21 protein-coding genes are annotated in these 22,523 nt (G+C 64.6%); 12 read left to right on the top strand and 9 right to left on the bottom strand.

What is annotated here, in order from left to right:
- Nucleotides 1-4: 4 nt before the first annotated feature.
- The 4 genes from ACTIIH_RS10975 (at nucleotide 5) to ACTIIH_RS10960 (ending at nucleotide 4,051) form a co-directional block, all read left to right on the top strand.
- A complete protein-coding gene (locus tag ACTIIH_RS10975) occupies nucleotides 5-1,228 on the top strand; it encodes an acyl-CoA dehydrogenase family protein (RefSeq protein ID WP_441451752.1) in 1,224 nt (407 codons plus the stop codon).
- Nucleotides 1,225-2,247, top strand: a complete 1,023-nt coding sequence (locus ACTIIH_RS10970; protein ID WP_441451751.1) for a phosphotransferase family protein — start codon at nucleotides 1,225-1,227, stop codon at nucleotides 2,245-2,247. Before ACTIIH_RS10975 ends, ACTIIH_RS10970 begins: the two co-directional genes overlap by 4 nt.
- A 48-nt stretch (nucleotides 2,248-2,295) precedes the next feature.
- Nucleotides 2,296-2,982, top strand: coding sequence for a TetR/AcrR family transcriptional regulator (locus ACTIIH_RS10965; RefSeq protein WP_441451750.1), 687 nt, complete (start codon nucleotides 2,296-2,298; stop codon nucleotides 2,980-2,982).
- Nucleotides 2,983-3,091: 109 nt separating this feature from the next.
- Nucleotides 3,092-4,051 (top strand): alpha/beta fold hydrolase, encoded by a 960-nt coding sequence (locus tag ACTIIH_RS10960; RefSeq protein WP_062860774.1) that lies wholly within the window; start codon nucleotides 3,092-3,094, stop codon nucleotides 4,049-4,051.
- A gap of 16 nt (nucleotides 4,052-4,067) precedes the next feature.
- On the opposite strand, the gene ACTIIH_RS10955 is transcribed toward ACTIIH_RS10960, so the two are convergent.
- From ACTIIH_RS10955 to ACTIIH_RS10930, 6 genes are all read right to left on the bottom strand, one after another.
- Nucleotides 4,068-4,712 carry an RES family NAD+ phosphorylase gene (locus tag ACTIIH_RS10955; protein ID WP_083532401.1) on the bottom strand — a complete coding sequence of 215 codons (645 nt, stop codon included), beginning with the start codon at nucleotides 4,710-4,712 and terminating at the stop codon, nucleotides 4,068-4,070.
- Nucleotides 4,709-5,302: a hypothetical protein gene (locus tag ACTIIH_RS10950; protein ID WP_441451749.1), complete on the bottom strand. Its 594-nt coding sequence runs from the start codon at nucleotides 5,300-5,302 to the stop codon at nucleotides 4,709-4,711. The genes ACTIIH_RS10955 and ACTIIH_RS10950 overlap by 4 nt, the downstream gene beginning before the upstream one ends.
- Before the next feature lie 313 nt (nucleotides 5,303-5,615).
- Nucleotides 5,616-7,046 (bottom strand): cation:dicarboxylate symporter family transporter, encoded by a 1,431-nt coding sequence (locus ACTIIH_RS10945; protein WP_441451748.1) that lies wholly within the window; start codon nucleotides 7,044-7,046, stop codon nucleotides 5,616-5,618.
- A 210-nt stretch (nucleotides 7,047-7,256) separates the two neighbouring features.
- Entirely contained in the window at nucleotides 7,257-7,562 is a 306-nt protein-coding gene (locus tag ACTIIH_RS10940) for a hypothetical protein (protein WP_441451747.1), read from the bottom strand.
- Between the two features lie 39 nt (nucleotides 7,563-7,601).
- Nucleotides 7,602-8,993: an alpha,alpha-trehalose-phosphate synthase (UDP-forming) gene (locus ACTIIH_RS10935; RefSeq protein WP_441451746.1), complete on the bottom strand. Its 1,392-nt coding sequence runs from the start codon at nucleotides 8,991-8,993 to the stop codon at nucleotides 7,602-7,604.
- Between the two features lie 122 nt (nucleotides 8,994-9,115).
- Nucleotides 9,116-9,331: a CsbD family protein gene (locus tag ACTIIH_RS10930; protein WP_098730305.1), complete on the bottom strand. Its 216-nt coding sequence runs from the start codon at nucleotides 9,329-9,331 to the stop codon at nucleotides 9,116-9,118.
- A gap of 273 nt (nucleotides 9,332-9,604) precedes the next feature.
- Between ACTIIH_RS10930 and ACTIIH_RS10925 the strand changes: the two genes are divergently transcribed.
- The 4 genes from ACTIIH_RS10925 to ACTIIH_RS10910 all read left to right on the top strand — a co-directional run bounded on the left by ACTIIH_RS10925 (nucleotide 9,605) and on the right by ACTIIH_RS10910 (nucleotide 13,215).
- Nucleotides 9,605-10,261: a TetR/AcrR family transcriptional regulator gene (locus ACTIIH_RS10925; RefSeq protein ID WP_441451745.1), complete on the top strand. Its 657-nt coding sequence runs from the start codon at nucleotides 9,605-9,607 to the stop codon at nucleotides 10,259-10,261.
- A gap of 101 nt (nucleotides 10,262-10,362) precedes the next feature.
- Entirely contained in the window at nucleotides 10,363-10,791 is a 429-nt protein-coding gene (locus ACTIIH_RS10920) for a hypothetical protein (protein WP_441451744.1), read from the top strand.
- Entirely contained in the window at nucleotides 10,791-12,524 is a 1,734-nt protein-coding gene (locus tag ACTIIH_RS10915) for an ATP-binding protein (RefSeq protein ID WP_441451743.1), read from the top strand. The genes ACTIIH_RS10920 and ACTIIH_RS10915 overlap by 1 nt, the downstream gene beginning before the upstream one ends.
- Nucleotides 12,514-13,215, top strand: a complete 702-nt coding sequence (locus ACTIIH_RS10910) for a response regulator (protein WP_441451742.1) — start codon at nucleotides 12,514-12,516, stop codon at nucleotides 13,213-13,215. The genes ACTIIH_RS10915 and ACTIIH_RS10910 overlap by 11 nt, the downstream gene beginning before the upstream one ends.
- A gap of 148 nt (nucleotides 13,216-13,363) precedes the next feature.
- On the opposite strand, the gene ACTIIH_RS10905 is transcribed toward ACTIIH_RS10910, so the two are convergent.
- Nucleotides 13,364-13,735: an ArsR/SmtB family transcription factor gene (locus ACTIIH_RS10905; protein WP_441451757.1), complete on the bottom strand. Its 372-nt coding sequence runs from the start codon at nucleotides 13,733-13,735 to the stop codon at nucleotides 13,364-13,366.
- Nucleotides 13,736-13,834: 99 nt separating this feature from the next.
- On the opposite strand from ACTIIH_RS10905, the gene arsB reads away from it, so the two are divergent.
- The 3 genes from arsB to ACTIIH_RS10890 are packed head-to-tail and all read left to right on the top strand — an operon-like array spanning nucleotide 13,835 to nucleotide 16,912.
- Nucleotides 13,835-14,932 (top strand): ACR3 family arsenite efflux transporter, encoded by a 1,098-nt coding sequence (arsB, locus tag ACTIIH_RS10900; RefSeq protein WP_441451741.1) that lies wholly within the window; start codon nucleotides 13,835-13,837, stop codon nucleotides 14,930-14,932.
- The gene (locus tag ACTIIH_RS10895; RefSeq protein WP_441451740.1) at nucleotides 14,929-15,411 is read left to right on the top strand and encodes an arsenate reductase ArsC; all 483 of its coding nucleotides are present in this window, start codon (nucleotides 14,929-14,931) and stop codon (nucleotides 15,409-15,411) included. The genes arsB and ACTIIH_RS10895 overlap by 4 nt, the downstream gene beginning before the upstream one ends.
- A complete protein-coding gene (locus tag ACTIIH_RS10890) occupies nucleotides 15,404-16,912 on the top strand; it encodes an NAD(P)-binding domain-containing protein (RefSeq protein ID WP_441451739.1) in 1,509 nt (502 codons plus the stop codon). Before ACTIIH_RS10895 ends, ACTIIH_RS10890 begins: the two co-directional genes overlap by 8 nt.
- A 92-nt stretch (nucleotides 16,913-17,004) precedes the next feature.
- Here ACTIIH_RS10890 and ACTIIH_RS10885 read toward each other — a convergent pair whose 3' ends face one another.
- Both ACTIIH_RS10885 and ACTIIH_RS10880 read right to left on the bottom strand, forming a co-directional pair.
- Nucleotides 17,005-17,658, bottom strand: a complete 654-nt coding sequence (locus ACTIIH_RS10885; protein WP_441451738.1) for a histidine phosphatase family protein — start codon at nucleotides 17,656-17,658, stop codon at nucleotides 17,005-17,007.
- A gap of 168 nt (nucleotides 17,659-17,826) precedes the next feature.
- Nucleotides 17,827-20,373, bottom strand: coding sequence for an HNH endonuclease signature motif containing protein (locus ACTIIH_RS10880; RefSeq protein ID WP_441451737.1), 2,547 nt, complete (start codon nucleotides 20,371-20,373; stop codon nucleotides 17,827-17,829).
- Nucleotides 20,374-21,230: 857 nt separating this feature from the next.
- Here ACTIIH_RS10880 and ACTIIH_RS10875 point away from each other — a divergent pair.
- The gene (locus ACTIIH_RS10875) at nucleotides 21,231-22,436 is read left to right on the top strand and encodes an NAD(P)-dependent malic enzyme (RefSeq protein ID WP_441451736.1); all 1,206 of its coding nucleotides are present in this window, start codon (nucleotides 21,231-21,233) and stop codon (nucleotides 22,434-22,436) included.
- Nucleotides 22,437-22,523: the final 87 nt, after the last annotated feature.

Here is a 22,523-nt window from a genome sequence, read left to right as displayed (position 1 = left end):
AACAATGGACTTCGCACCAGATGAGAAGACTCGTGACTATCAGGCCAGACTCAACGCCTTCATGGACGACTTCGTCTACCCGGCTGAGCCGGTCTACCACCGGCAGCGGGCCGAGGCCGGGGACCCGAACTTCCACCCGCCCGTCCTCGAAGACCTCAAACGTGAGGCCCGGTCCCAGGGACTGTGGAACCTGTTCCTGCCGTACGACGAATGGGGTGCAGGACTGACGAACCTCCAGTACGCCCACCTCGCCGAGATCACGGGACGCAGCGCAGAGATCGCCCCCGAGGCCATCAACTGCAACGCCCCCGATACCGGGAACATGGAAGTGCTTGCGCTCTTCGGAACCGACGAACACAAGGAGAAGTGGCTCAAGCCGCTGCTGGACGGTGAGATCGCCTCGGCGTTCTGCATGACGGAACCGGCGGTGGCGAGCTCCGATGCGACGAACATCGAGATGAGCATCGTTTCCGACGGGGACGACTACGTGCTCAACGGGCGGAAATGGTTCGCCTCGAACGCTCTGCACGCCAACTGTCGGGTCTTCATCGTCATGGGCAAGACCGACCCGAACGCGGAGACCCACCGGCAGCAGTCGATGCTCGTCGTGCCCAAGGACACTCCCGGCATCACCGTGGTCCGGGGACTTCCGGTGTTCGGCTACCTCGACAGGGAAGGCCACGCCGAGGTGATGTTCGAGGACGTGCGAGTGCCGAAGACCGCGCTGCTGTCCGGCAAGGGCGACGGATTCGCCATCAGCCAAGCCCGGCTGGGTCCGGGCCGCATCCACCACTGCATGCGCTCGATCGGGATGGCCGAACGGGCCCTCGACCTGCTCATCGATCGTGCCCAGGAACGAGTCACCTTCGGTCAGCCGCTGGCAGATCGGGCGAACATCCAGGATTGGATCGCCGAGGCACGCGTCGAGATCGAAGCCACCCGCCTCCTCGTGCTCAAGGCTGCGTGGATGATGGACACCGTCGGCAACAAGGAAGCGGCCACGGAGATCGCGGCCATCAAGGTCAAGGCCCCGAACATGGCGCTGACGATCATCGACCGGGCGATCCAGGTCCACGGCGGCGGAGGAGTCACCGACGATTTTCCGTTGGCCAGCTTCTACGCCCATCAGCGCACACTGCGATTGGCCGATGGTCCCGACGAGGTGCACAAACGGTCGATCGCGCGGCGTGAACTGCGACGGAGGAAGAACGCACGGGAGTCCCGATGAGCGTCGAACTCGACCTGCCGAGCCTGGCGAGATGGATACGGGACGCTGGCGAGCCGGTGACCGGTTCGCTCCGCGGAGCCCGTGTGGGGCAGGGGCAGTCGAACCTCACCTACCGCATCGACGACGAGGCGGGCCGGTCGTGGATCGCCCGTCGTCCCCCGCTGGGGCACCTCCTCGCGTCGGCCCATGACGTGGCCCGGGAGCATCGGATCATCTCCGCACTCCAGGCAACCGGAGTGCCGGTCCCAGCCACCCTCGGTGTCTGTGAGGATTCCGCAGTCGCCGATGTCCCCGTGGTCATCATGGAACACGTCGAGGGAACCGTCATCGACGACGAGGAGGCCGCCCGAAAGCTCAGCACCGAGGCGCGCAGACGTCTCGGCCTCGAACTCGCTCGGACCCTGGCGAAGATCCACGCCGTCGACATCGACGCTGTCGGCTTGGGCGACCTGGCGTCTCGGAAGCCCTATGCGCCGAGGCAGCTGAAGAGGTGGAGCCGCCAACTCGAGGAGAGCCGGACCCAAGACCGCCCCGATCTCGACGCTCTCACGACGGTGCTGACCGAGCACCTGCCCGAGCCTGGCGAGATCACTCTGGTCCATGGTGACTTCCACATCCGTAACGTCATCATCGACAGCGCCACCGGTGACATCCGAGCAGTGCTCGATTGGGAACTGGCGACACTGGGTGACCCGCTGGCCGATGTGGGCAGCTCCTTGGCGTATTGGACGCAGGCCGGCGAGGTGCCCGACGGCGCCCCGACTGCAGTGGACGGATTCCCGACCCGCGCCGAGATCTCTGCCGAATACCTGGCTGTCTCGGGTCGCAACAAGCGAACGCTCGGCTTCTGGCACACACTGGGGCTGTGGAAGATCGCGATCATCGCCGAAGGCGTCCGTCGCCGCGTCGCGGACAACCCTGCGAACGCCGCTGCCCACGGCGTGCCCACGGCCCGCGACGTCCAGGCGATCATCGATCAGGGATGGGCTGTTGCGCGGGAGAGCGGGCTGACCTCATGAGCTTGCACTCTGCCCGTGCCCGAGAAATGGATTGTAGGATTGGCTGTCATGTCGACGACCGAAGGCTCAGCTGAGGATCTCCCCACGCTCGTGGATACCGCGCTCCTGCGCGATCTCCCGACGACCACGAGGGGAACCCGCACCCGAGCGGCCTTGGTCGCCGCCGCTCGAGTCGTGTTCGAACGTGATGGCTTCATCGATTCTCGGCTGACCGACATCACCAAAGAGGCCAAGTGCTCCACGGGCACGTTCTACACCTACTTCGACAGCAAGGAGCAGGCTTTCGCTGCTGTGCTCAGCGAAGCCCAGGAGGACATGCTCCACCCGGGCCCGCCGCACAGCGGCGACGAAGAGCGCACCGTCATCGAGCAGCTGCGAGCCGGACACCGTGCATACATCGAGTCGTATAAGCGCAACGCGAAGCTGATGCTCCTGCTCGAACAGGTCGCCGCGATCGACGCGAACTTCCGTCGACTGCGCCTCGACCGGGCGCGGGCCTTCTCCAGACGCAACTGCCGGTGGATCCGAAAGCTTCAGGACGAAGGGTATGTCGACCCGAGTCTCGACCCCCTCATGTCCGCCCGGGCGCTGTCAGCGATGGTCGGGCGGATGGCGTACTTCAAATATGCGGTCGAGGAACCGGACTGGGGCAGTGACGAACTGCTCGTGGAGACCGCGACCAAACTGTGGGTCAACGCGCTGGGCATCCCCACCGACGGTTCACGTCGCAAATAGCAGTCACCGGGCCGCCGGGTGCCCAGCATCGGCCGAAGGCCCAGCGGCCGGTGGCGGGTGGCCGCTGGACCGAGAACCCATGCACCTTGATCAACGAGGAGACTGACCCATGGCAACATCGACGACGTCCCAGCCCTACAACGGTGCCCCGTTCGACAACGCATCCGTGGCCGCGCGCTTGGCAGAGCTGCCGACGACTGCCGCCGCCGAAGCTCTGACGGTGTCCACTGACCAGGGTGAGTTCGCCGCTTTCCGAGCAACGCCCGCGCACCAGGATCCTGACCTCGGTGACGCGGTCCTTTTGCACGGGTGGCCTGAATTCGCCTCGTGCTGGGAGAAGACCGCAACGCTGCTCCTCGAGCAGGGTATGGGTGTGTTCGCTTACGACCAGCGAGGATATTCACCGGGAGTACGCCCGGATTCAGTCGGGGAGTATACGATAGCGCGCCTGGTCGCCGACCTCGACGAAGTCTCCCGCGCGGCGGGACTCGAACGCTTCCACCTCGTTGGTCATGATTGGGGTGGACTGGTGGCTTGGCCCTTTGCCGCGAACCACCCGCAGCGTCTGCACACCTGCACCGTCGTGTCGACCCCGCATCCCAGAGCGCTGGGCAAACAGCTGAAGACGGACGACGAGCAGTATGAACGCATGGGCTATATGCGGTCGATCCAAGATCACCCGGAGGGAGTGGCCCGAACATTGCTGCGCGATGAGGGAAAGAAGCTGGTCAACCTCTACGGCGGCGCCGTCCCCGATGATCTCGCGGCCTCCTATGTTGAGCGATTCAGTGAGCCAGGGGCCTTTCTGTCCGTGCTCAAGTACTACCAAGCGATGGATGGCAGCGATCGGACGCCGAGCACTCCCATCACGGTGCCCACGAGCTTCATCTGGGGCAGTGAGGACATCGCCTTTTCCCGCACAACTGCAGAGCTCAGCGCTCGCTACGTCGAAGGGCCCTTTCGCTTTGTCTCTCTCGAAGGTGCGTCTCACTGGCTCCCCGAATCACACCCGAACGACATCGCTTCCGCGGTGGTCAGCCAGGCACGGGAGCACGCGGCGGATCAGTAGCGTGCGGTTCGGCTGCTTACCGTATTGGCCAGTGCAACCGGGCCTGAACTTGCACTGCCAATGCTCCTACGGAGTCATGCTCAAGGGTGCGGGAGAACGACGGCGCCGACGGGAAGGCAGTCTCAGCCCGATTGAACAGAACTAAGGACTCATCCCCTACAACCGTCGATGGGACCAGCAGCCCGTCGATCTTATCCCCCAGCTGCTCAAAGATTGACGCAGCCCACGACCGGCAGGTGCTTTTCGGGGCCTGCGGAAGAGACGCCGAAGCACCTTGTTGCACAGCCCAGTCTCCAGTGCCGGACCCGCCCAGCAGATTCAACAGCTGAAGTGGACGCGACGGCCGCCAACTGGTCAACGCCCGATCCGATGTCAAAGTGATCATCCTCTTGGCCTGAAACACCTCGGCAAAACAGGTGACATAGTCCGGCGACACGTACGTCACACCAACATCTGAACGGGCACTGAGCGGACCCCGCTGTGGGTCCCACCGCATTGAACGGATCGGACCATTCCAACGCAGCTCATTCCACGCCGACGGGTGCCGCCCGTCTAGGGTGTGGATGCGCCATAGCGGCTTATCCCACTCGTAAATGGAGTCTGGCGGCAATGTAAGTGGATCGCGCGGTGCCTTCGGGTTCTTCGGATGAACCGAGCTCACTCGTAGCTCAGTTCTTCAACCAGATCAGCTACTGCCTGGGTATCGCCGCCGGCATTCAACCACTGCACGGGCGATCGCTCACCCAGGTCTTCGTGCGGCTCAGTCATGAACTGCTGGACTTCCAGAGGGTGCGTGTACTGCGGAAACAGCGGGATGATCTCACTCAGCCCCGGAGTTTTCTTGCCATCCACGAACTGCCACGCCGGGTATAGCGTGTCGCGGCCCGCGGCGGTCGGCAGGGCATACAGCTCGCCACTTCCCTTGTAACGACGAATAGCAGGCGCGTGCTTGCCGAGAAGTTCAGCCACTTGCTTCGTTGTGAGGGAAGACTCCACAGCCTCTTCCTCAGCAAGCGCTCGATCCTCCGCGATCCGCAGACGTGCCGCCGCAAGTCCCTCCGAAGACAGATCTTTCTCAGTGAGGTCTGTGTTCTCGAGCAGGTAGTCGCGCTCACCGGCGGTCAGGGCCTCTGACCCGGGGGCTGCCACTTGCTTCAAGACGTCCAGGAATGCGGCAACGCTCATGGGGTTGCCCTGGCGGTCTAAGGCTGACCGCAGACGAGGTAAACGATCAAACTCGGCAGTGCTCATGTACACAATGTTACGCCATAACGAAGTGTAATTCCAGAGTTCGATTGCTGCCAAACATGCATGGTCTGGACTACGCAGGCTGGGCAGGCACTACAGCCAGGTGGGCGGCCTCATCCGGTGTCAGTCCGTGGTTAGCGAGCAGGTACCTGAGGGCACGATGATCTGCCAGCACGTCCAGGATCCAGACGAGTTGGTTCACGGTTTGCCGTACACGGCCGCCTCGGCGAGGGGAGACGAAACCACACGGGTGCCGGCATCCTCACGAGGAGGACGACGGCACCCGTGGTGGTGTGGTTTGGGACGGCTCGGAAGGTCAGCTCACGACGCCGGCCTTCGCCTGGCTATCGGCGGCCACGGTGGTCTGGGGTTCGGGCAGGGCCGCGTCCGCCTCGGGGGCATTCGTCGGCGTTCCGTGAACGTCGGGTTCGAGCGAGAGCTCGTCGAACGGGTTCTGGCCGGACAAGGTGGCGCGGGCCTGGTCCATGTCGATCTCGCCGGTCCACTTGCCGATGAGCAGGGTAGCCACGGCATTGCCGGTGAAGTTCGTCAGCGCACGGCACTCGGACATGAACTTGTCGATGCCGACGATGACGCCCATGCCGTCGAGCAGCTCGGGGCGGTGCGACTGCAGGCCGGCGGCCAGCGTGGCCAGGCCCGCACCGGTGACTCCGGCAGCGCCCTTCGAAGCGATGATCATGAACACCAGCAGCGAGATCTGTTCGGGGATCGACATCGGCATGCCCATGGCCGAGGAGACGAACAGCGACGCCATAGTCAGGTAGATGGCGGTGCCGTCGAGGTTGAACGAGTAGCCGGTGGGCACGGTGATGCCGACGACCGGCTTCGAGACTCCGGCGTGCTCCATCTTCGCGATCAGCCGCGGCAGGGCCGACTCGGATGACGAGGTGGAGAAGATGAGCAGGAACTCACGCGCCAGGTACTTCAGCAGCAGGAAGATGTTCAGGCCGGTGACGATCTTGAGCAGACCGCCGAGGACGACGACGATGAACAGGGCACAGGTGAGGTAGAAGGCGCCCATGAGGGTCGCCATCGCCCCGATCGCAGCCCAGCCGGTCTTGCCGACGACCGCGGCGATCGCACCGAAGGCACCGACGGGTGCGGCCCACATGATCATCATCATGAGCTTGAAGACCACGGCCTGGATGTGCTTGATGCCGGTGAGCACGGGCTCGCCGGCCTTGCCCATCGACTGCAGGGCGAACCCGACGAGGAGCGCGAGCACGAGGGTGGGCAGCACCGGGATGTCACCGGGGATGAGGGTCATGAGGAAGGCGACCATGCCGCCTTCTTCACCACCGGAGGCTTCCTCGTACGGCTGGAGGTGCAGTCCGTCACCGGGGTGGATGAAGTTGCCGACGACGAGGCCGATGACCAGGGCGAAGGTCGCCATGATGAGGAAGTAGATGAGGGCGAGTCCGCCGACCTTGCCGACGGTGGCGGCCTTCGCCACGGAGCCGACGCCGAGGACGATGGTGCAGAAGATGACCGGCGCGATGATCATCTTGATGAGCGCGACGAACGCCTTGCCGAGGGGTTCGAGTGCGATTCCGGCATCCGGGGCGATGAGCCCGATGGCGGCACCGGCGAACACGGCCACGATGACCATGATGTAGAGCCAGTGAGTGCGATCCTTCTTCCGCTGCGGGGCGCCCTGATCGGTGGCTGCGGCGGTGGCGTTGCCCGTGTTCGCGGGCCCGCCTTGCTGTGGTGGCGACGTTGCCATGATTCCTCCAAATGCTGTTCGCAACCCCACCCGTCGGTGGATGTGATTGCGCGCGACTGCTGGCCGCGGTAGTTCTGTACCCGACAACTGTGCCAGCCGATGTGACGGGTGTCTCGGTTGCGTTCATAGTGTTCACAGGAGGAGTAAGACGCGCCGAAGCAGGAGCATGGCCAGGGAGGACGGGCCGGCGAGGGTCAGGCCGGGCGACGGTCAGGCCTGCGGCTCCTCCGCGTGCTGGTGATCGGCATCGTCACGCGGTGCCCGCTGCTCGAGGGCCTTGAGGCCGATGGGACAGGTGATGGTGAGCTTGAGGCGTCGGCCCTTCGCGTCTTCGACGGCCCGTCGCATGAGCTCCCACCGGTGGCGGTCGGCCTGTGTGGGCTCGATCGCCTCACAGTAGATGAACATGACCTCATTGGCGTCGGGCTCGAGTTTGTAGTGCAGCGCGGCGACGAGCTTGCCGGGAAGGTAGAGGTCGTACTTCGAGGATTCCTGGTTGTTGAGCATCGTGTACACAGTGGTCTCCTTGGGGTGGGTCGGTCAGAATCGTCGGTGTCACCAGTCGCTGGGCGACAGAGCCGCCGCAGATGCTGGGTCTCGCAGGTCGTGGAGGAAAGCTTGCGCCCAGTGGCGGACGTCGAAGGCGGCGACGGTGTCGGCCATCGCATCCATGCGCCGCCGGGCCTCGTCTTCGCTGAGCGTGGTCGCGTGATGAATGGCCGCCTTCAGGCCGGCCCGATCATGGGGATTGACGACGATGGCTTGGTCGAGTTCTTCGGCGGCTCCTGCGAATTCGGAGAGGACGAGTGCACCGCCCCTGCCTCGGCGGGCAGTGGCGAATTCCTTGGCCACGAGGTTCATCCCGTCCCGCAAAGAGGTGACGAGCAGGACGTCGGCGGCCAGGTACAGGGCGACGGCTTCCTCTGTCGAATACGAGTGGTGGGAGTAGTGGATGACATCGCGGCCGAGAGTGGAGAACCTCCCATTGATGCGCCCGACTGTATGTTCGACCTGGTCGCGCAGGTCCTGGTAGGCGCGCACGCCTTCGCGAGAGGGGACTGCGATCTGCGCGAGGCAGGTTCGCTGCGCATCGAGCAGTCCGTCGTCGATCAGCTCCTCGAAAGCCCACAGCCGGTGCAGGATTCCCTTCGAATAGTCGAGGCGATCCACTCCGATCATGAGGGTGGCGGGATCGCCCAGGTCACGGCGAAAGCATCGGGCCATCTCCTGTACCGCCGGGGATTCGGCCGCGGCCCGGATCTCCTCGACGTCGATCGAGATCGGGTACGAGCCGACGCGGCCGCGAAGTTCCTCGGGATCCATGCCCAGCAGCTTCTGCATAGCCTGGCGGGCCTTAGCGGCATCGGCCTCTCGCTGGAGACCGATGACATCGGCCCCGAGCAGGCCGCGGAGGATCTCGTCACGCCAGGGCAGCTGGGCCATCTGCTCGACGGGAGGGAACGGAATATGGCAGAAGTATCCGATCCGGATGTCCGGTCGTTGAGCGCGGATCATCGCCGGTACGAGCTGGAGGTGGTAATCGTGTACCCAGACTGTCGCCCCAGTCGCGGCGGCCTCGACCGCGGCCTGTGCGAATCGGGCGTTGACTTCCCGATAGGCCCGCCACCATGAGCGGTGGTACTGCGGCGCAACGATGAGGTCGTGGTGCAGCGGCCACAGGGTGGCGTTGCAGAATCCCTCATAGTACTGCTGATGTTCGTCGAGGCTGAGAGGCACGGGGACAAGGCTCATCCCATCGACATCGAAGGGCTCCAGGCTGGCGTCGTGCGTGCCCACCCAGCCGACCCAGGCTCCGGCGTGCTCACGCACCACGGGAGCCACGGCTGAGACCAGCCCGCCGGGCGAGGCTTCCCACGCCCCGTCGATGCGGTCGACGGGGAGGCGATTGGCCACCACGACGAAAGCATGGCGGTCAGTTCCCATCATCTTCTCTTCTTCTCGTGCCGCCGGGACGGATCGTACCGGCACGCTGACTTCTGGGGCATGAGATCTGAAAGCATGGCCGAAGGGCGGAGGCGGACAGTGCCTCCGCCCTCCAGCCGCGTCCCTCAGTCCTCCGGTGAGTCCTTGAGCGAGTCCTTGACGCCCTTCAGCGAGTCCTTGGCGTCGTCGCCGACTTGCTTGATCTTGCCCTTGGCCGCGTCCGTCCTGCCTTCGACTTCGAGGCCTTTGTCGTCGGTGACCTTGCCTGCAGCGGTCTTCGCTTTGCCCTTGAGCTCTTCAGCCTTGTCAGAGACTTTGTCGGTCTTGTCGTGGGAATCCATGATTCGTCCTTTCGCAGAGATCGGGGTGGACGTACTGCTCTGTCGAGCGCTATTCATGTTTACGGTGTAATCAATCTAGCAGACCGCGTTTTCGCTGCGCAATAGATCTGGCGAGTCGGGTGGTCGATGTTGGGTGATAGCTTAGTCATCCATGAAGAGTTTACAGTGTAATCGCGGTATCAGGGGCTCTCTCGACGCGTCGGATCAAGCGGGTAGACTGACGGTGAAATCCGCCCGGTTCGCGACATCTCCGACGAGGAAAGGGAGGCGCGCGTGGTTCAGCAGCGACTTGATCGTGCACAGGTCGTCGAGTCGGCGATCGCCTTCGTCGACGCCTGCGGTCTCAGCGAGCTCACGATGCGTCGCCTCGGAACGGCCTTGGACGTAGAGGCGATGGCACTGTATCGGCATGTTTCGGGGCGGGGGGACCTCCTCGAGGCCATGGTCGACGAGCTCATCGACGGCCTCTTCGACGACGATCTCATGACAGAGGACTCCCATTCGTGGGAGGAGTATCTGCAGCGTGTCGCCAATGCCACGCGGAATCTGGCCCTCAAGCATCCGCGGATCTTCCCGCTCATCGCCACCCAGCCGCCTCAGGCGCCCTGGCTCCGTCCGCCGCTGCGAAGCGTGCGCTGGGTCGAGGACTTCCTGTCCTCGCTGCAGCGCTTCGGATTTGCCGACGCCGAGGCAGTGGCGGCATACAAGGCCTTCACGAGCTTCCTCGTCGGCGCGCTTCTGCTCCAAGCGGCCTCCCTGACCCCGGAGGTCCTCGGAGATGAGGAGGAGTCCTCCGCCGGCGACGACCTCGGCGAGTACCCCACGGTGGCCCGATTGCAGGGCCTGCTCATGGAAGACCACGCCCAGCGCGAGTTCGACGACGCCCTCGACGATCTCATCGAGCGGATCCGCACCTGCACGCAGGGCTGAGAATCTCGGCAGATGGCTCCGAGAGCCCTTGAGCTGTGGCGTGCCTGCGCCCTCACGGATAGTCTTGGCTCAGTGACGATCCGATTACGAAGGAGCAGGATATGAAACTCAGCACCGCACTTCTGCGCGCAGTTCCCGGCGCATTCATCTTCAATTCGGGCATCGGCAAGCTCGGTCTCGACGAGGAATCCGCGGCCGGACTCCAGCAGATGGCCGCCAACGGTGTGCCCATGGTCGAGAACATGACCCCCGCCCAGTTCGGGAAGTTCCTGTCCTACGGTGAGATCGCCGTCGGCTCCGCACTGCTGCTGCCGTTCGTGCCTACCCGCATCGCCGGTGCCGCGCTGACGACCTTTGCCGCCGGCCTCGTCGCGAACTACTTCTCCATCGATTCGATGACCAAGGACGACGGCATCCGCCCGTCCGAGGACGGCACCGCAGTGGCCAAGGACACTTGGCTGGCCGCAATCGGCTTGGCCCTCCTCATCTCCGGCGGCAGCAAGAAGAAAAAGAAGAGCGTTAAGAAGTAATGGCGTCCCTCCCGGCCCCTCCATGGCGGGGCCGGGGGCGATTCCGGGCTCGCCGAGGCGGAACCCTGGCGAGGCGCCTCTTCCTCGTCCAACTCGTCCTCATCGTCCTCGTCTGCACCGCGCTGTCGGTGACGAGCTACGTGACGACGCTGAACAACATCCGGCACGCCGCCGGAGAGCGGGTTCTGTCCATCGCGGAGACGCTGGCCCACGATCCCTTTGTCGCCGAGGCTGTGACCGGGGACGATCCCTCCGCTCGGTTGCAGCCATATGCACTGACCGTCATCGATTTCGCCGAGGTGGATTTCGTGACGATCATGGACCGCGACGGTACCCGCTACACCCACCCCGACCCAGATCAGCTGGGCAAGACCTACCTCGGCAGCACTGCAAAAGCCCGGGCAGGGCAGACCCAGACCGAAGAATACGTGGGCACATTGGGCCCGTCGGTGCGCGCGATCGTGCCGATCACGGACGCCAGCGGCGAGGTCACCGCCATGGTCGCCGTGGGCGTGACTCTCGAGACCCTGTCGGTCGCGCAGGCGGCCTCCCTGCCCCAGATCATCCTCGTCGGCCTCGCCGCTCTTGCCGTCGGTGGGCTCGGCTCCTGGCTGCTCGCCCGCTACCTGCGCCGAGTCACCCTCGGCTATGGTCCGGAGGAGCTGCGCCGGCTGTTCGCGTTCTACGATTCCGCGCTGCATTCGCTGCGCGAAGGGCTCATCCTCGCCAACGATTCCGGCCGACTCGTCCTCTACAACGATGAGGCCGCGTCCCTGCTCGGCCTGCCCACGGTGGAGGAATCGACGCCGATCTCCCTCGCCGAGGTGGCCCTGCCCGAATCCGTCCGTGACCTTCTTGCGACCGGTCGGGTCGCCGTCGACGAAATCCACTTCACCGAGGATCGAGTCCTCGTCATCAGTCAGAAGCAGGCCCGGCAGCCTCGCGGCGGCAGGGACGAAGGCGGAACCGTCGCGACCCTGCGCGACCGCACGGACATCCAGGAGCTCACCGGAGAGCTCGCGACGATGACGACGCTGTCCGAAGCCCTGCGCGCCCAGACCCACGAACATGCCAACCGGCTGCACACGGTCTCCACGCTCATCGAGCTCGGCCGGGTGCAGGAGGCTCTCGACTTCGCGGTCAAGGATGAGCAGGAGTCGCAGCGCCTGACGGATTCCTTCGTCGCCTCCCTCGACGAACCATTCATCACCGCACTCATGATCGGCAAAGCCGCGCAGGCCCACGAACGCGGCATCGAACTCACCGTCACCGCCACCGGCGAACTCCCTCCAGAACGACTCGATGCCCGCGACCTCGTCACCGTCGCCGGCAACCTCCTCGACAATGCCTTCGACGCCGTCGCCGACGCGGACGAGAAGCACGTGTGGGCGGACTTCGTCGCCGCGGACGGGGAGCTCATCATCACCATCGCGGACTCCGGTGCCGGGATTGCGGGCGACGACATCGAGGCGCTCTTCCACCTCGGCGCCTCGGCGAAACCCGAGGCCGCACGCGTGGGACGGCACGGATTCGGACTCGTCTTGGTCCGGCAGGCGGTGAGCCGCCTCGGCGGGCAGATCGATGTCGACTCCGATGGCGGCGCGATCTTCACGATCACGCTCCCGCTGGGGGACACGGACGGGGCCGGCGACTACGATTCTGCCAGGGAGCCCACCACGGACGGTGAGGGTGCGAGCCAGGATCGGGCGGAAGGAGACTCACGTGAGCGATGATGCCGCGCTGCGGGTCCTCATCGTCGAAGACGATCCGATGACGGCGCAGGCGCACGCGGACTTCGTGGCCCGGGTGCCCGGGTTCGACGTCGTCGGAACGTGTCTGGGTGGGCACGAGGCGATCGAGCGCTTCGACGAACTCGCCGCGGCCGGCACCCCGGTCGACATCGTCCTCCTCGACATGAACCTCATGGATTCTCATGGCCTCGAGGTGGCTGGGCGGCTGAACTCGCGCGGTCAGGACGTCGACATCATCGCGATCACCGCGGTGCGGCACCTGCAGGTCATCCGGTCGGCGATCTCGTCGGGCATCACCCAATACCTCATCAAGCCATTCACCTTCGCGTCGTTCCGGGAGAAGCTGGAGAACCAGCGGGAGTTCCGGCGCGGACTCAGCGGATCGGGTTCGTTGGCGACCCAGGCTTCGGTGGACAATGCGCTCTCAGCTCTGCGGTCGGTGTCGTCGACGACCCTGCCGAAGGGACTCATCGCCGAGACCTTGGAGGCCGTGTCCGCGTTCGTTCGCGATTCCACGGTTCCGGTCTCCGCCACCGAGGTGGGGCGTCGGCTTGAACTGTCTCGCGTGACCGTCCGCCGGTATTTGGAGCACCTCGTCTCGACGAAGCAGGCGATCAAGCAACCTCGGCACGGGACTCCGGGGCGGCCGGAGTACGAGTATCGGTGGGTGTGAGGGGCGGTGTCCGGGGCGCTGAAGAACCGGTGGTCCGCGCTCTACCGCAAGCTCGGCGTGCGCAGTCGCGCCGAAGCCGTGGCGCACGTCCACCGGCAGCGGTAGGGAGTGAGTCGCCCCGGCGAAAGAGTCCTACCCGGGCGCCGCTTCAACCGGGGGAGAGGAATTCCGACAGGCGGTTCAATGTGGCGGCCTCGAGCGAATAGTACGACCAGACTCCGCGCTTCTCACGGTGCAGGATCCCGGCATCGACGAGGATCTTCAGATGGTGGGAGACGGTCGGCTGGCCGAGACCGACGGGTTCGGTGAGATCGCAGACGCACGCTTCCTGCTGCTCGTGCGCGGCGACGAGGGAGACCAGCCGCAGCCGGGTCGGATCGGCCACTGCTTTGAGGATGCGCGCGAAATCCTGGGCGTCATCGAGACTCAACGGCGAGACGGTCAGAGACGGGCAGCAGACGTCCGCATCGGTCCGAGGGGGCGCGGGTTGTGTGGTCACTCTTCCATTATGCCCATACATTGACATTTGTCGATGTCTTGTGGTCCTATCGTATCGATGAACTTCAATGTGCCGATACATGACGATGGTGCTGGCACGATTCGCACCTCGAGGGGGACCATGCATTCCACGGCGACTGCCAACGCTGAATCGCCGGTGGCGGCGAAGATGTCGACGCTGGACCGATTCCTGCCGCTGTGGATCATCGGTGCCATGGCCTTGGGCCTGGTGTTGGGCAGGCTCGTGCCCGGTCTCGCCGAGGCTCTGGACTCGGTCAGGGTCGCCGACGTCTCCCTGCCGATCGCCATCGGCCTCCTGGTGATGATGTTTCCCGTGCTCGCCAAGGTCCGGTACAACGAGACCGGGCACGTGCTGGCCGACAAGAAACTCATGGTCACCTCCTTGGTCATCAACTGGTTGGCAGCTCCGGCGTTCATGTTCGCGCTCGCCTGGCTGTTCCTTCCCGACCTGCCCGAATACCGCACCGGACTGATCATCGTCGGGTTGGCCAGGTGCATCGCCATGGTCCTCATCTGGAACGACCTGGCGTGTGGCGACCGCGAGGCCGCCGTCGTGCTCGTGGCCATCAACTCCGTGTTCCAAGTTCTCGCATTCGGTCTCCTCGGCTGGTTCTATCTGCAGTGGCTGCCGAATCTGCTGGGGCTGCCGACGACGAGCAGCGAGTTCTCCTTCTGGGCGATCACCGCGAGCGTCCTCGTCTTCCTCGGAATCCCGCTTCTCGCCGGCTTCCTCACACGCACGGTGGGAGAGAAGGCGAAGGGGCGTCAGTGGTATGAAGATCGCTTCCTCCCGAAGGTCGGGCCGTGGGCGCTGTACGGACTGCTGTTCACCATCGTCGTGCTCTTCGCCTTCCAAGGTGACGAGATCACCTCTCACCCGGGCAATGTCGCCCGCATCGCCCTGCCTCTGCTCGTCTACTTCGTCGTCGTCTTCGCTGTCGGGATGGTCATCGGCAAGGCATTGAACCTGGGCTATGAGAAGACGACGACCTTGGCATTCACCGCTGCCGGCAACAACTTCGAACTTGCCATCGCAGTGGCGATCGGGACGTACGGCGTCGCCTCGGGGCAGGCGCTCGCCGGAGTCGTCGGCCCGCTCATCGAGGTGCCCATCCTCGTCGCCCTCGTCTACGTCGCGCTCTGGGCGCGACCCCGTTTCTTCCCCTCGCCGTCTGTTCAAGGAGCGAATCGAGCATGAGTCCCACACCAGCGCCTGAGCCGAGTGTCCTCTTCGTCTGTGTGCACAATGCCGGCAGATCCCAGATGGCGGCCGGATTCCTCCGCGAACTGGCCGGAGGATCAATCGAAGTGCGGTCCGCCGGCAGCGCACCGGCCGAGTCGATCAATCCCGTCGCCATCGATGCCATGCGGGAGCTCGGCATCGACATCACCCGCAACAGTCCCACTCTGCTCGACGCAGATACCGTGCGCACCTCCGACGTCGTGATCACGATGGGCTGCGGCGATGCGTGCCCGATCTTCCCCGGCAAACGGTACGAAGACTGGGTTCTGGACGATCCTGCAGGTCAGGGCCTGGAGTCGGTGCGCCGAATCCGTGATGAGATCCGGACCCGAGTCGAAGCCCTCATCGTCGATCTCGCCCCCGACGCAGGGACGAAATCCACACAGCCGACGACCACGTCGGACCCCATCGCCGAGGCGGCTCCCAATGACTGATTTCGCGCTCGCAGATCTGCCGGTCGCCGTGATCGGTTCCGGTCCCGTCGGCCTCGCGGCCGCGGCCCAGCTGGTCCGACGCGGGATCCGACCGCTCGTCCTCGAAGTGGGGTCCTCCGTTGCGGCGGCAGTGGCCGAGTGGGGTCATATCGGGTTGTTCTCACCGTGGAAGTACAACATCGACGTCGCGGCCCGCGGCCTGCTGGCGCCCGCCGGCTGGCAGGAACCCGACGGCGAGCACCTGCCCACCGGCGACGAGCTCATCCGGGACTATCTCATTCCGCTGGCCGAGACAGATGAACTCCGGGACGCCATCCTCACCGATACCGGGGTTGTGGCAGTGAGCCGAGTCGGAATGGACCGGACGGGCACCGCGCAGCGTGAATCGACTCCCTTTCTTGTTCGCACTCAGAACTCCGATGGAACTACGGCGGACTTCCAGGTCAGGGCGGTCATCGACGCTTCGGGGACATGGGAGACCCCGAATCCGATCGGGCAGTCCGGGCTCGCAGCGCCCGGCGAAGTCGAGGCTCGTCGCAGCGGGTTCGTCACCTCGCCTCTGCCCGATGTGACCGGCCGTGAACGTGAGCATTTCGCCGGGAGGCGGACTCTTGTCGTCGGTGGAGGGCATTCGGCGGCGAACACGCTCTTGGCACTGGCGGAGCTGCGTGCGGAAGTGCCGGGCACGCGAATCGGCTGGGTGCTCAGGCGCGCAGACCCGGCATCCGTCTACGGTGGGGAGGACCAGGACGGTCTGCCGGCTCGTGGAGCCCTGGGCGCGCGGCTCCGCCGTCTTGTCGAAGACGGAGCAATCGACGTTCATGCCTCTACGACGATCACCGGGTTCGCCGCCGACGGTGGTGGCACCGTGGCTGCCGAGACCGGCGGTGAGCCGGTGACGCTCCACGCCGATCGGGTCGTCCCGGCCACCGGCTTCCGTCCGGACTTGGGATTCCTGCGTGAGATCCGGTTGGACCTCGACCCGGTTGTCGAAGCTCCGCAGCAGTTGGGGCCGCTCATCGATCCCGAGTATCACAGCTGCGGAACGGTCCCTCCGCATGGAGCCCGGGTGCTGGGGCATCCGGAGCCGGATTTCTACATCGTGGGCATGAAGTCCTACGGGCGAGCCCCGACGTTCCTCATGTACACCGGCTATGAGCAGGTCCGTTCCGTCGTCGCAGCGATCGCAGGGGACCTGGAAGCTGCAGACCGAGTCGAGCTCGTCCTGCCGGAGACCGGCGTGTGTTCCGCTGACATCGGATCTTCGTGTGATGCGCCTGCCAATAGACCCGGTTTTGTCGACTTGGCCGCAGCCGACGTGCCGGACGCAGTTCGAGCACCGGGCGCTGCCGACGTCGCCGGTGCACCGGACGCAGCCGACAGCGTCGACGTCGCCGGTGTACCGAACGCCGGCGGATGCTGCGGACCTGCGGAACCGGTTGTGATCGGGATCCCCACGGGGACAGAACACGGGCGATCAGGAGAGAGCGGGAACGGCTGACCCGCGGGCTCGGCTTCCGCTGCCACGGCGGGCTGACTCGTCGGTTCGGCATGCGCCGCCACGGCTGACTCGCCGGTTCGGCTTTCGCCGCCTCAGCGGTAGGTGGCGTTCTTCGGATCCTGGTGGCCGTGGTCGTTGAACGAGATGAGGCTGGTGCCGCCTCGGCCTGTGATGATCTTCGTGATGCCGGTGTTGATGGTCACTCGGTTGAAGGCCATCCACTGGTCGAAGCCGCCGCCGATCAGGCGAGCCGCGGTCCACGCGATGGCGCCGGCGCTTGAGACGACGATCGTCGACTGTCCCGACTCCATGGCTGCGACCGCATCATCGAGGGCCCGTTCGACGCGTGACGTGAACTGGTTGTAGGTCTCCGTGTAGTCCTCGTCGTGCTCACCCGAGGCCCACCGGGCGGCACCGCGTTCGAGTTCTCCCTGGAAGATCTTCGAATCGTGCTGAGCGCGGGGGTCGAGATCTTCGAGCACGCCGGTGAGTTCCCATGCGGCATATTCGTTCCAGCCAGCGTCGACGTGGGCGTCCATATCGCGGCCGAGTCCTGCAAGGAGGCCCTCGGCGGTCTGGCGCTGCCGCAGCATCTCACCGTGGATGATGCGATCGGGTTCGAGTCCTTGTGAGGCGAGGAAGCGACCGGTGATGCGGCTCTGCTCCTTGCCGAGGTCGGACAGTCGATCATAGTCATCGGTGCCGAACGAAGCCTGTCCGTGCCGAACCAGATAGAGCACACTCATCTATTCCTCTTTCTCCAGGCGTCGGCGGAAACGTGTCCGATCTCCACCTGTCTCTGAGCGATCGTTCAATTGTCATGAGTCTACGTGCCCGGACGGTTGGGTGCCTTCCATCCGATTGAACTGCAGCGGCCCCACCTGCAATGACGTCAGAGGCTCCGCGGCGCGTCATCAGAACGGTGGGGGATCGACTCCGAGGTCGTGTTCCCAGTTCACCGTCTTGGAGACGAAACGGTGGTCCCAGGGGTCGTCGGACCCAGCGTTCTTGGAGCCGGCAGCGTCCTCAGACTGCGCATTGATCTCCGAGTCGCTGATGCTCGAGCCAGTGTTGGTCAGAGTGCCGGGTTTGTCGAGCCCGTTCGGGTCGACGTCGATATCGTCGATGTCGAGACCTGCGAGACGCGCCCATTTGACGACTCGGGCATACTTGGCGTTACCGGTCAGCTGCTTCCGGGCCATGGGTTCGCTTCCCGCGGGGAGGCACGGCTGGAAGACAGAGTTCTCCCAATCGAGGCAGCGTGCAAGCCGCAGCCGCCTGATTTCTGCCTGCTGCTCCCGATACGCCTCCGACAGTCGCCGCTGTCGGGCTTCGCGTTCCTCTCGCTGGCGCCTCTCTTCGTCGCGCCGGCGCTTCTCTTCGTCGCGCTGACGAATCGTCGACTCGCCAGGCATGAGTTCGAGCACCCTCGGTGCTGGCGGGACCATCGACCAGGGCAGTTTCCACCGCTTGAGACCCAGTCGTCCCAAGGCATCGAATTCGAGCGTCTGTGCAACGTTGATCGGCTGGCCGGGCGCCGACACAGTAGTCGTGATCCCGTGCTTGAACTCGTAGTCGAGCTCACCGGATTTGGGCATAGTGACCCGAAGGCGACCGGCGGTCTTCAACGCATGATGTTTCTTGCACAGAGGATGCAGGTTTCCGAACCGAGTGAGACCGCCCTTGAGCGGATTCAGGTGGAAGAACGGAACGACATGGTCGATCTCCGACTTCTCAGCCCGACGAACACAGCCGGGAACGGTGCACACGGTCCACTGCTCGACCAAGGTCTTCCGAAGATCCCTGGGGACCTGGTAGGTGGTCGCTTTGGCGTCGATGGGAGTGCCGGTGCCGGGGTCGGTGAGAATCCGTTGGATGCTCTTCGAGCGGCCGGCGATAGTGCGGGCCACCTCGGCGGGTACAGGCGAGCCGTCGGCAAAGGTGCCGGGCAGGTCCGAATCTTCGGTAAGGGTGAGGAAGGGAACGGTCACCACGGTGGCGGCCTGATGCGACAGCCACCACGAATTGGTGGGCATGCGCAGCTTGACGACATATTCAACGGGGCCGTCAGAGTCCGGGCCTTCGACGCTACAGTCGGGGCGGAAAGCCGAACCGTCGGGTCGGTTGGCGACAGAGAATCCGTCGGATGAATCCGTTAAGCCAGCGGCCGAGCTCCGGCCGGACGACTCTGTGGTGTCGTCAGCTGAACCCGAAGCAACGTGCTTCGCGAAGTCGGCGACAGTGTCGTCGGAGTCCATATCCGGAATGAGCTCGCCGTCGGTGTCGAGCAGCGACTTCTCTTCCGCGGTTTGGATACCCGTGATCGGGTCGACCGAAATGACTTTGACCTTGAGTTCCGGGACAGGCCGGATGAACAGATCGTACTCGAGCTGAGAGATGGAGCGGTCATCGCTGATCTCAACGCCCACAGGCAGATTGAACGCCGACTTGTTCTTTCCATGCACGGCCAGCGCCATGCCCTGGATTCGGTTGTAGCAGGCGAAGATCTCCGCTGAAGGCCCGCTGACGGTCAGGCAGGCCGAGCCGTCCTTGTAGCCTTCGACATCGACGCGGCGACGCTTGGTGGCGAGTTCGGTGTTGTCGACCGGCGGAACGAGCAGGGCGATCATCTTCGCCAGATCCCGGCGCAGGGTCTCGCAGGTGATATCGGCGCGCCTCGCGGCCAGGAAGATGTCGAGCTTCGGAAGGAAGTCGAACGCGACATCAGCACACTGGCGGGCGACCACATCGACATGTGCTTGAGTGAACTCCCCGGCGCGGACACGGTCAGCGAAGCGCGGCAGACCATAGAAGATCGTCATCGCGCCGGTGAGCTGACGGTAGGTACGGGCAGTGTTGGTCCCCAGCACCGTCGAGATCTCGACGAGGTCCTCAGCGTCGACATTGTCATAGACCCATTTCGAGAAGCAGATGCCCTCATCGAGCTCGGGGAACTCGGGCAGCGCCTTCGCCTCGGGCTCAGTCGCCTTGCGCAACTGTTCGCGGGCGAAGTCGGCGTCATAGAGCACAACTGTCGCGGAAGGGGAGCCGCCGGTGCTGGTCGTGTCGTCCGTGGGCGACGACGCGCCGTTGGACGAAGACGCGCTCTTGGTTGACGACGCGCCCTTGGGTGAGGACTCCGACTTCTCCGCAACGCCGAAGACGGTGTTCTCTTCGGACTCTTTGGCGCGGCGTTCGAAGGATGCGGAGATCGTTTCGCAGCGAAACGGTTCGGAACCTTCGGGCACGGGTAGTTCGAGGGCGATGAAGACCTGTTCCAAGACAACTGAGGAGACTGACTCGAGGAGGGAGAAATGGGCGCGGTCGGAAGCGACGGCATTCTCGGCGAAGCGAGACATGCTGGATTCGAAGCGGACGGCGAATCGTGGTGACGGCGACGTCTGTGCTGCGCCCGGCTCTTCGGCCTGCCCGGGGGCCGAACGGTTGGTGGTGCCCTTCATTGCGTTTTCACCTGCCTCGGACTTCGTTGTCGGGAGTGGTGCTGATTGGAAAAGCTATTAACTCTATGGTAAGCGTCCAAACGGATAGTCACAATAGAAAACAAAGAAAAGATTCGAATATGTTTCGAGGAGAGATCGAGGAAACTTTGATTACCTCACCATCTTTGCATTCGGCACTGACATGAGGGCCTTGGATTTCATCGTTGCCGGTCAGGCATGGTTTCTGCATGGGTGCGGCACCTGGGTGAGGATTGCGGGGAAGGCCCGCTGCGATTCGGGGGCGGATAAGCCTCCTCGGCGCTGATCCGTCGCGGCCACGGAATGAGTCGGCCACCGGGATGTGCCGCCTCGGCGCTGACCCGGCGCAGTTTCGAAATGGGTGGGCGCATCAATGACGCGCTGCCTCGGTGAGGCCGAAGGCCACGGCCCTCCCGCCGGGTCCAAAGGTCTGGAGAACATGCCACCGGAACGGCGGGGCAGCCTCGGTGGGGGGCGGATTTTAGAGTGAAACGGGTCACAGCATCGGTTATGATGATCGGGTTGCCGGATGCGACCCATGAGGTCGGTACTCGCCTCATGCGAGCCGTATCCGCACTGCGCGCAACCGCGTCGCCCTTCACCTAGGGTCATGTCGCGGGTCGCGTCGACGTCACCGCGCCATCCTTCACTGGTGACCAGTTCTTCGCCCAGACCATCGCCGGCGCTCACGGTCGACTGTGTCCGCGCCGGCCGACGGCCAGACGATCACTGCCGGCTGCACCGATGATCCGATCATCGAACGGAGTGCTCGCTCGACCGAGAACTCACGAGCCCAGCAGGCTCACCAACCGCCGCCGCATCAACCACGAGGATCAACCATGACGACCACCGCTCACAACTCAGCCGCCTCCGACCAGGGCTCGAAGGGCCCGATCACCGACGCCGAGATCTTCGAGGCGCACGAAGGCGGCAAGCTCTCCGCCGAGCTCACCTCACCGCTCCAGACCCAGCGCGACCTCTCGATCGCGTACACCCCCGGCGTGGCCAAGGTCTGCACCGCGATCAAGGACGAACCGCAGCTGGCGCGCACGCACACGTGGACCGGCCGGCTCGTCGCGGTCATCTCTGACGGGTCGGCTGTGCTCGGCCTCGGTGACATCGGTCCGGCCGCCTCGCTGCCGGTGATGGAGGGCAAGTGCGCCCTGTTCAAGTCCTTCTCCGGGCTGAATGCGATTCCGATCGTACTCGACACCAATGACACGGACGAGATCGTCGAAACCATCGTCCGCATGGCCCCGACCTTCGGAGCGATCAACCTCGAGGACATCTCCGCTCCGCGCTGCTTCGAGATCGAGGATCGGGTCAAGGAAGCCCTCGACATTCCCGTCATGCACGATGACCAGCACGGCACCGCCGTCGTCGTTCTCGCCGCACTGACCAACGCTCTGCGCGTGGTGAAGAAGTCCTTCGAATCCGTCCGCGTTGTCGTCTCCGGTGCCGGAGCTGCCGGTGTGGCCGTGGTGAAGATCCTCGCCGACGCTGGTGTCAACGACATCGTCGTCCTCGATTCCAAGGGCGTCGTCGAGTCCGGCCGCTCAGATCTGACCGAGACGAAGCAGTTCCTCGCCGAGTCGACGAACCCGCGCGGATTCGCTGGTGGGATCGGCGAGGCCCTCGACGGTGCCGATGCCTTCATCGGCGTCTCCGGCGGCACCATCGACGAGGCGCACCTGGCCAACATGGCCGACGACGCGATCATCTTCGCTCTGTCGAACCCCAACCCCGAGGTGGTCCCCGACGTCGCCGCCAAGTACGCCACCGTGGTGGCCACCGGGCGCAGCGACTTCCCGAACCAGATCAACAACGTCCTCGCGTTCCCCGGGATCTTCCGCGGCGCGCTCGACGCTGATGCGTCCGAGATCACCGACGATATGAAGCTCGTCGCTGCCCGTGCGATCGCCGATCTCGTCGGCGATGCCCTCGAGCCCGGCTACATCGTGCCCGGCGCGCTCGATTCCCGCGTGGCCCCGGCCGTCGCCGAGGCGGTCGAGAAGTCCGCGCTCGAGGCGATGGCCGAGCGCTGAGGTTCACATGCGCCGCCGAGGTTCGCATGCGCCCGCCGAGGTTCGCATGCGCCCGCCGAGGTTCGCATGCGCCCGCCGAGGTTCGCA

Origin of the sequence: Brevibacterium sp., from assembly GCF_052105255.1 — a bacterium.
GTDB lineage: Bacteria > Actinomycetota > Actinomycetes > Actinomycetales > Brevibacteriaceae > Brevibacterium > Brevibacterium linens_B.
Note: the sequence above shows the minus strand (reverse complement) of the source record. Positions and strands in the feature narration are given on the sequence as shown.

Coding starts and splice junctions, on each gene's coding strand:
- ACTIIH_RS10945 (WP_441451748.1), bottom strand. CDS start 7,046: ATGGCAACGTCGCCACCACAGCAAGGCGGGCCCGCGAACACGGGCAAC.
- ACTIIH_RS10905 (WP_441451757.1), bottom strand. CDS start 13,735: ATGTATGGGCATAATGGAAGAGTGACCACACAACCCGCGCCCCCTCGG.
- ACTIIH_RS10895 (WP_441451740.1), top strand. CDS start 14,929: ATGAGTCCCACACCAGCGCCTGAGCCGAGTGTCCTCTTCGTCTGTGTG.
- ACTIIH_RS10950 (WP_441451749.1), bottom strand. CDS start 5,302: ATGAGCACTGCCGAGTTTGATCGTTTACCTCGTCTGCGGTCAGCCTTA.
- ACTIIH_RS10890 (WP_441451739.1), top strand. CDS start 15,404: ATGACTGATTTCGCGCTCGCAGATCTGCCGGTCGCCGTGATCGGTTCC.
- ACTIIH_RS10885 (WP_441451738.1), bottom strand. CDS start 17,658: ATGAGTGTGCTCTATCTGGTTCGGCACGGACAGGCTTCGTTCGGCACC.
- ACTIIH_RS10920 (WP_441451744.1), top strand. CDS start 10,363: ATGAAACTCAGCACCGCACTTCTGCGCGCAGTTCCCGGCGCATTCATC.
- ACTIIH_RS10930 (WP_098730305.1), bottom strand. CDS start 9,331: ATGGATTCCCACGACAAGACCGACAAAGTCTCTGACAAGGCTGAAGAG.
- ACTIIH_RS10965 (WP_441451750.1), top strand. CDS start 2,296: ATGTCGACGACCGAAGGCTCAGCTGAGGATCTCCCCACGCTCGTGGAT.
- ACTIIH_RS10880 (WP_441451737.1), bottom strand. CDS start 20,373: ATGAAGGGCACCACCAACCGTTCGGCCCCCGGGCAGGCCGAAGAGCCG.
- ACTIIH_RS10875 (WP_441451736.1), top strand. CDS start 21,231: ATGACGACCACCGCTCACAACTCAGCCGCCTCCGACCAGGGCTCGAAG.
- arsB (WP_441451741.1), top strand. CDS start 13,835: ATGCATTCCACGGCGACTGCCAACGCTGAATCGCCGGTGGCGGCGAAG.
- ACTIIH_RS10960 (WP_062860774.1), top strand. CDS start 3,092: ATGGCAACATCGACGACGTCCCAGCCCTACAACGGTGCCCCGTTCGAC.
- ACTIIH_RS10915 (WP_441451743.1), top strand. CDS start 10,791: ATGGCGTCCCTCCCGGCCCCTCCATGGCGGGGCCGGGGGCGATTCCGG.
- ACTIIH_RS10975 (WP_441451752.1), top strand. CDS start 5: ATGGACTTCGCACCAGATGAGAAGACTCGTGACTATCAGGCCAGACTC.
- ACTIIH_RS10970 (WP_441451751.1), top strand. CDS start 1,225: ATGAGCGTCGAACTCGACCTGCCGAGCCTGGCGAGATGGATACGGGAC.
- ACTIIH_RS10935 (WP_441451746.1), bottom strand. CDS start 8,993: ATGATGGGAACTGACCGCCATGCTTTCGTCGTGGTGGCCAATCGCCTC.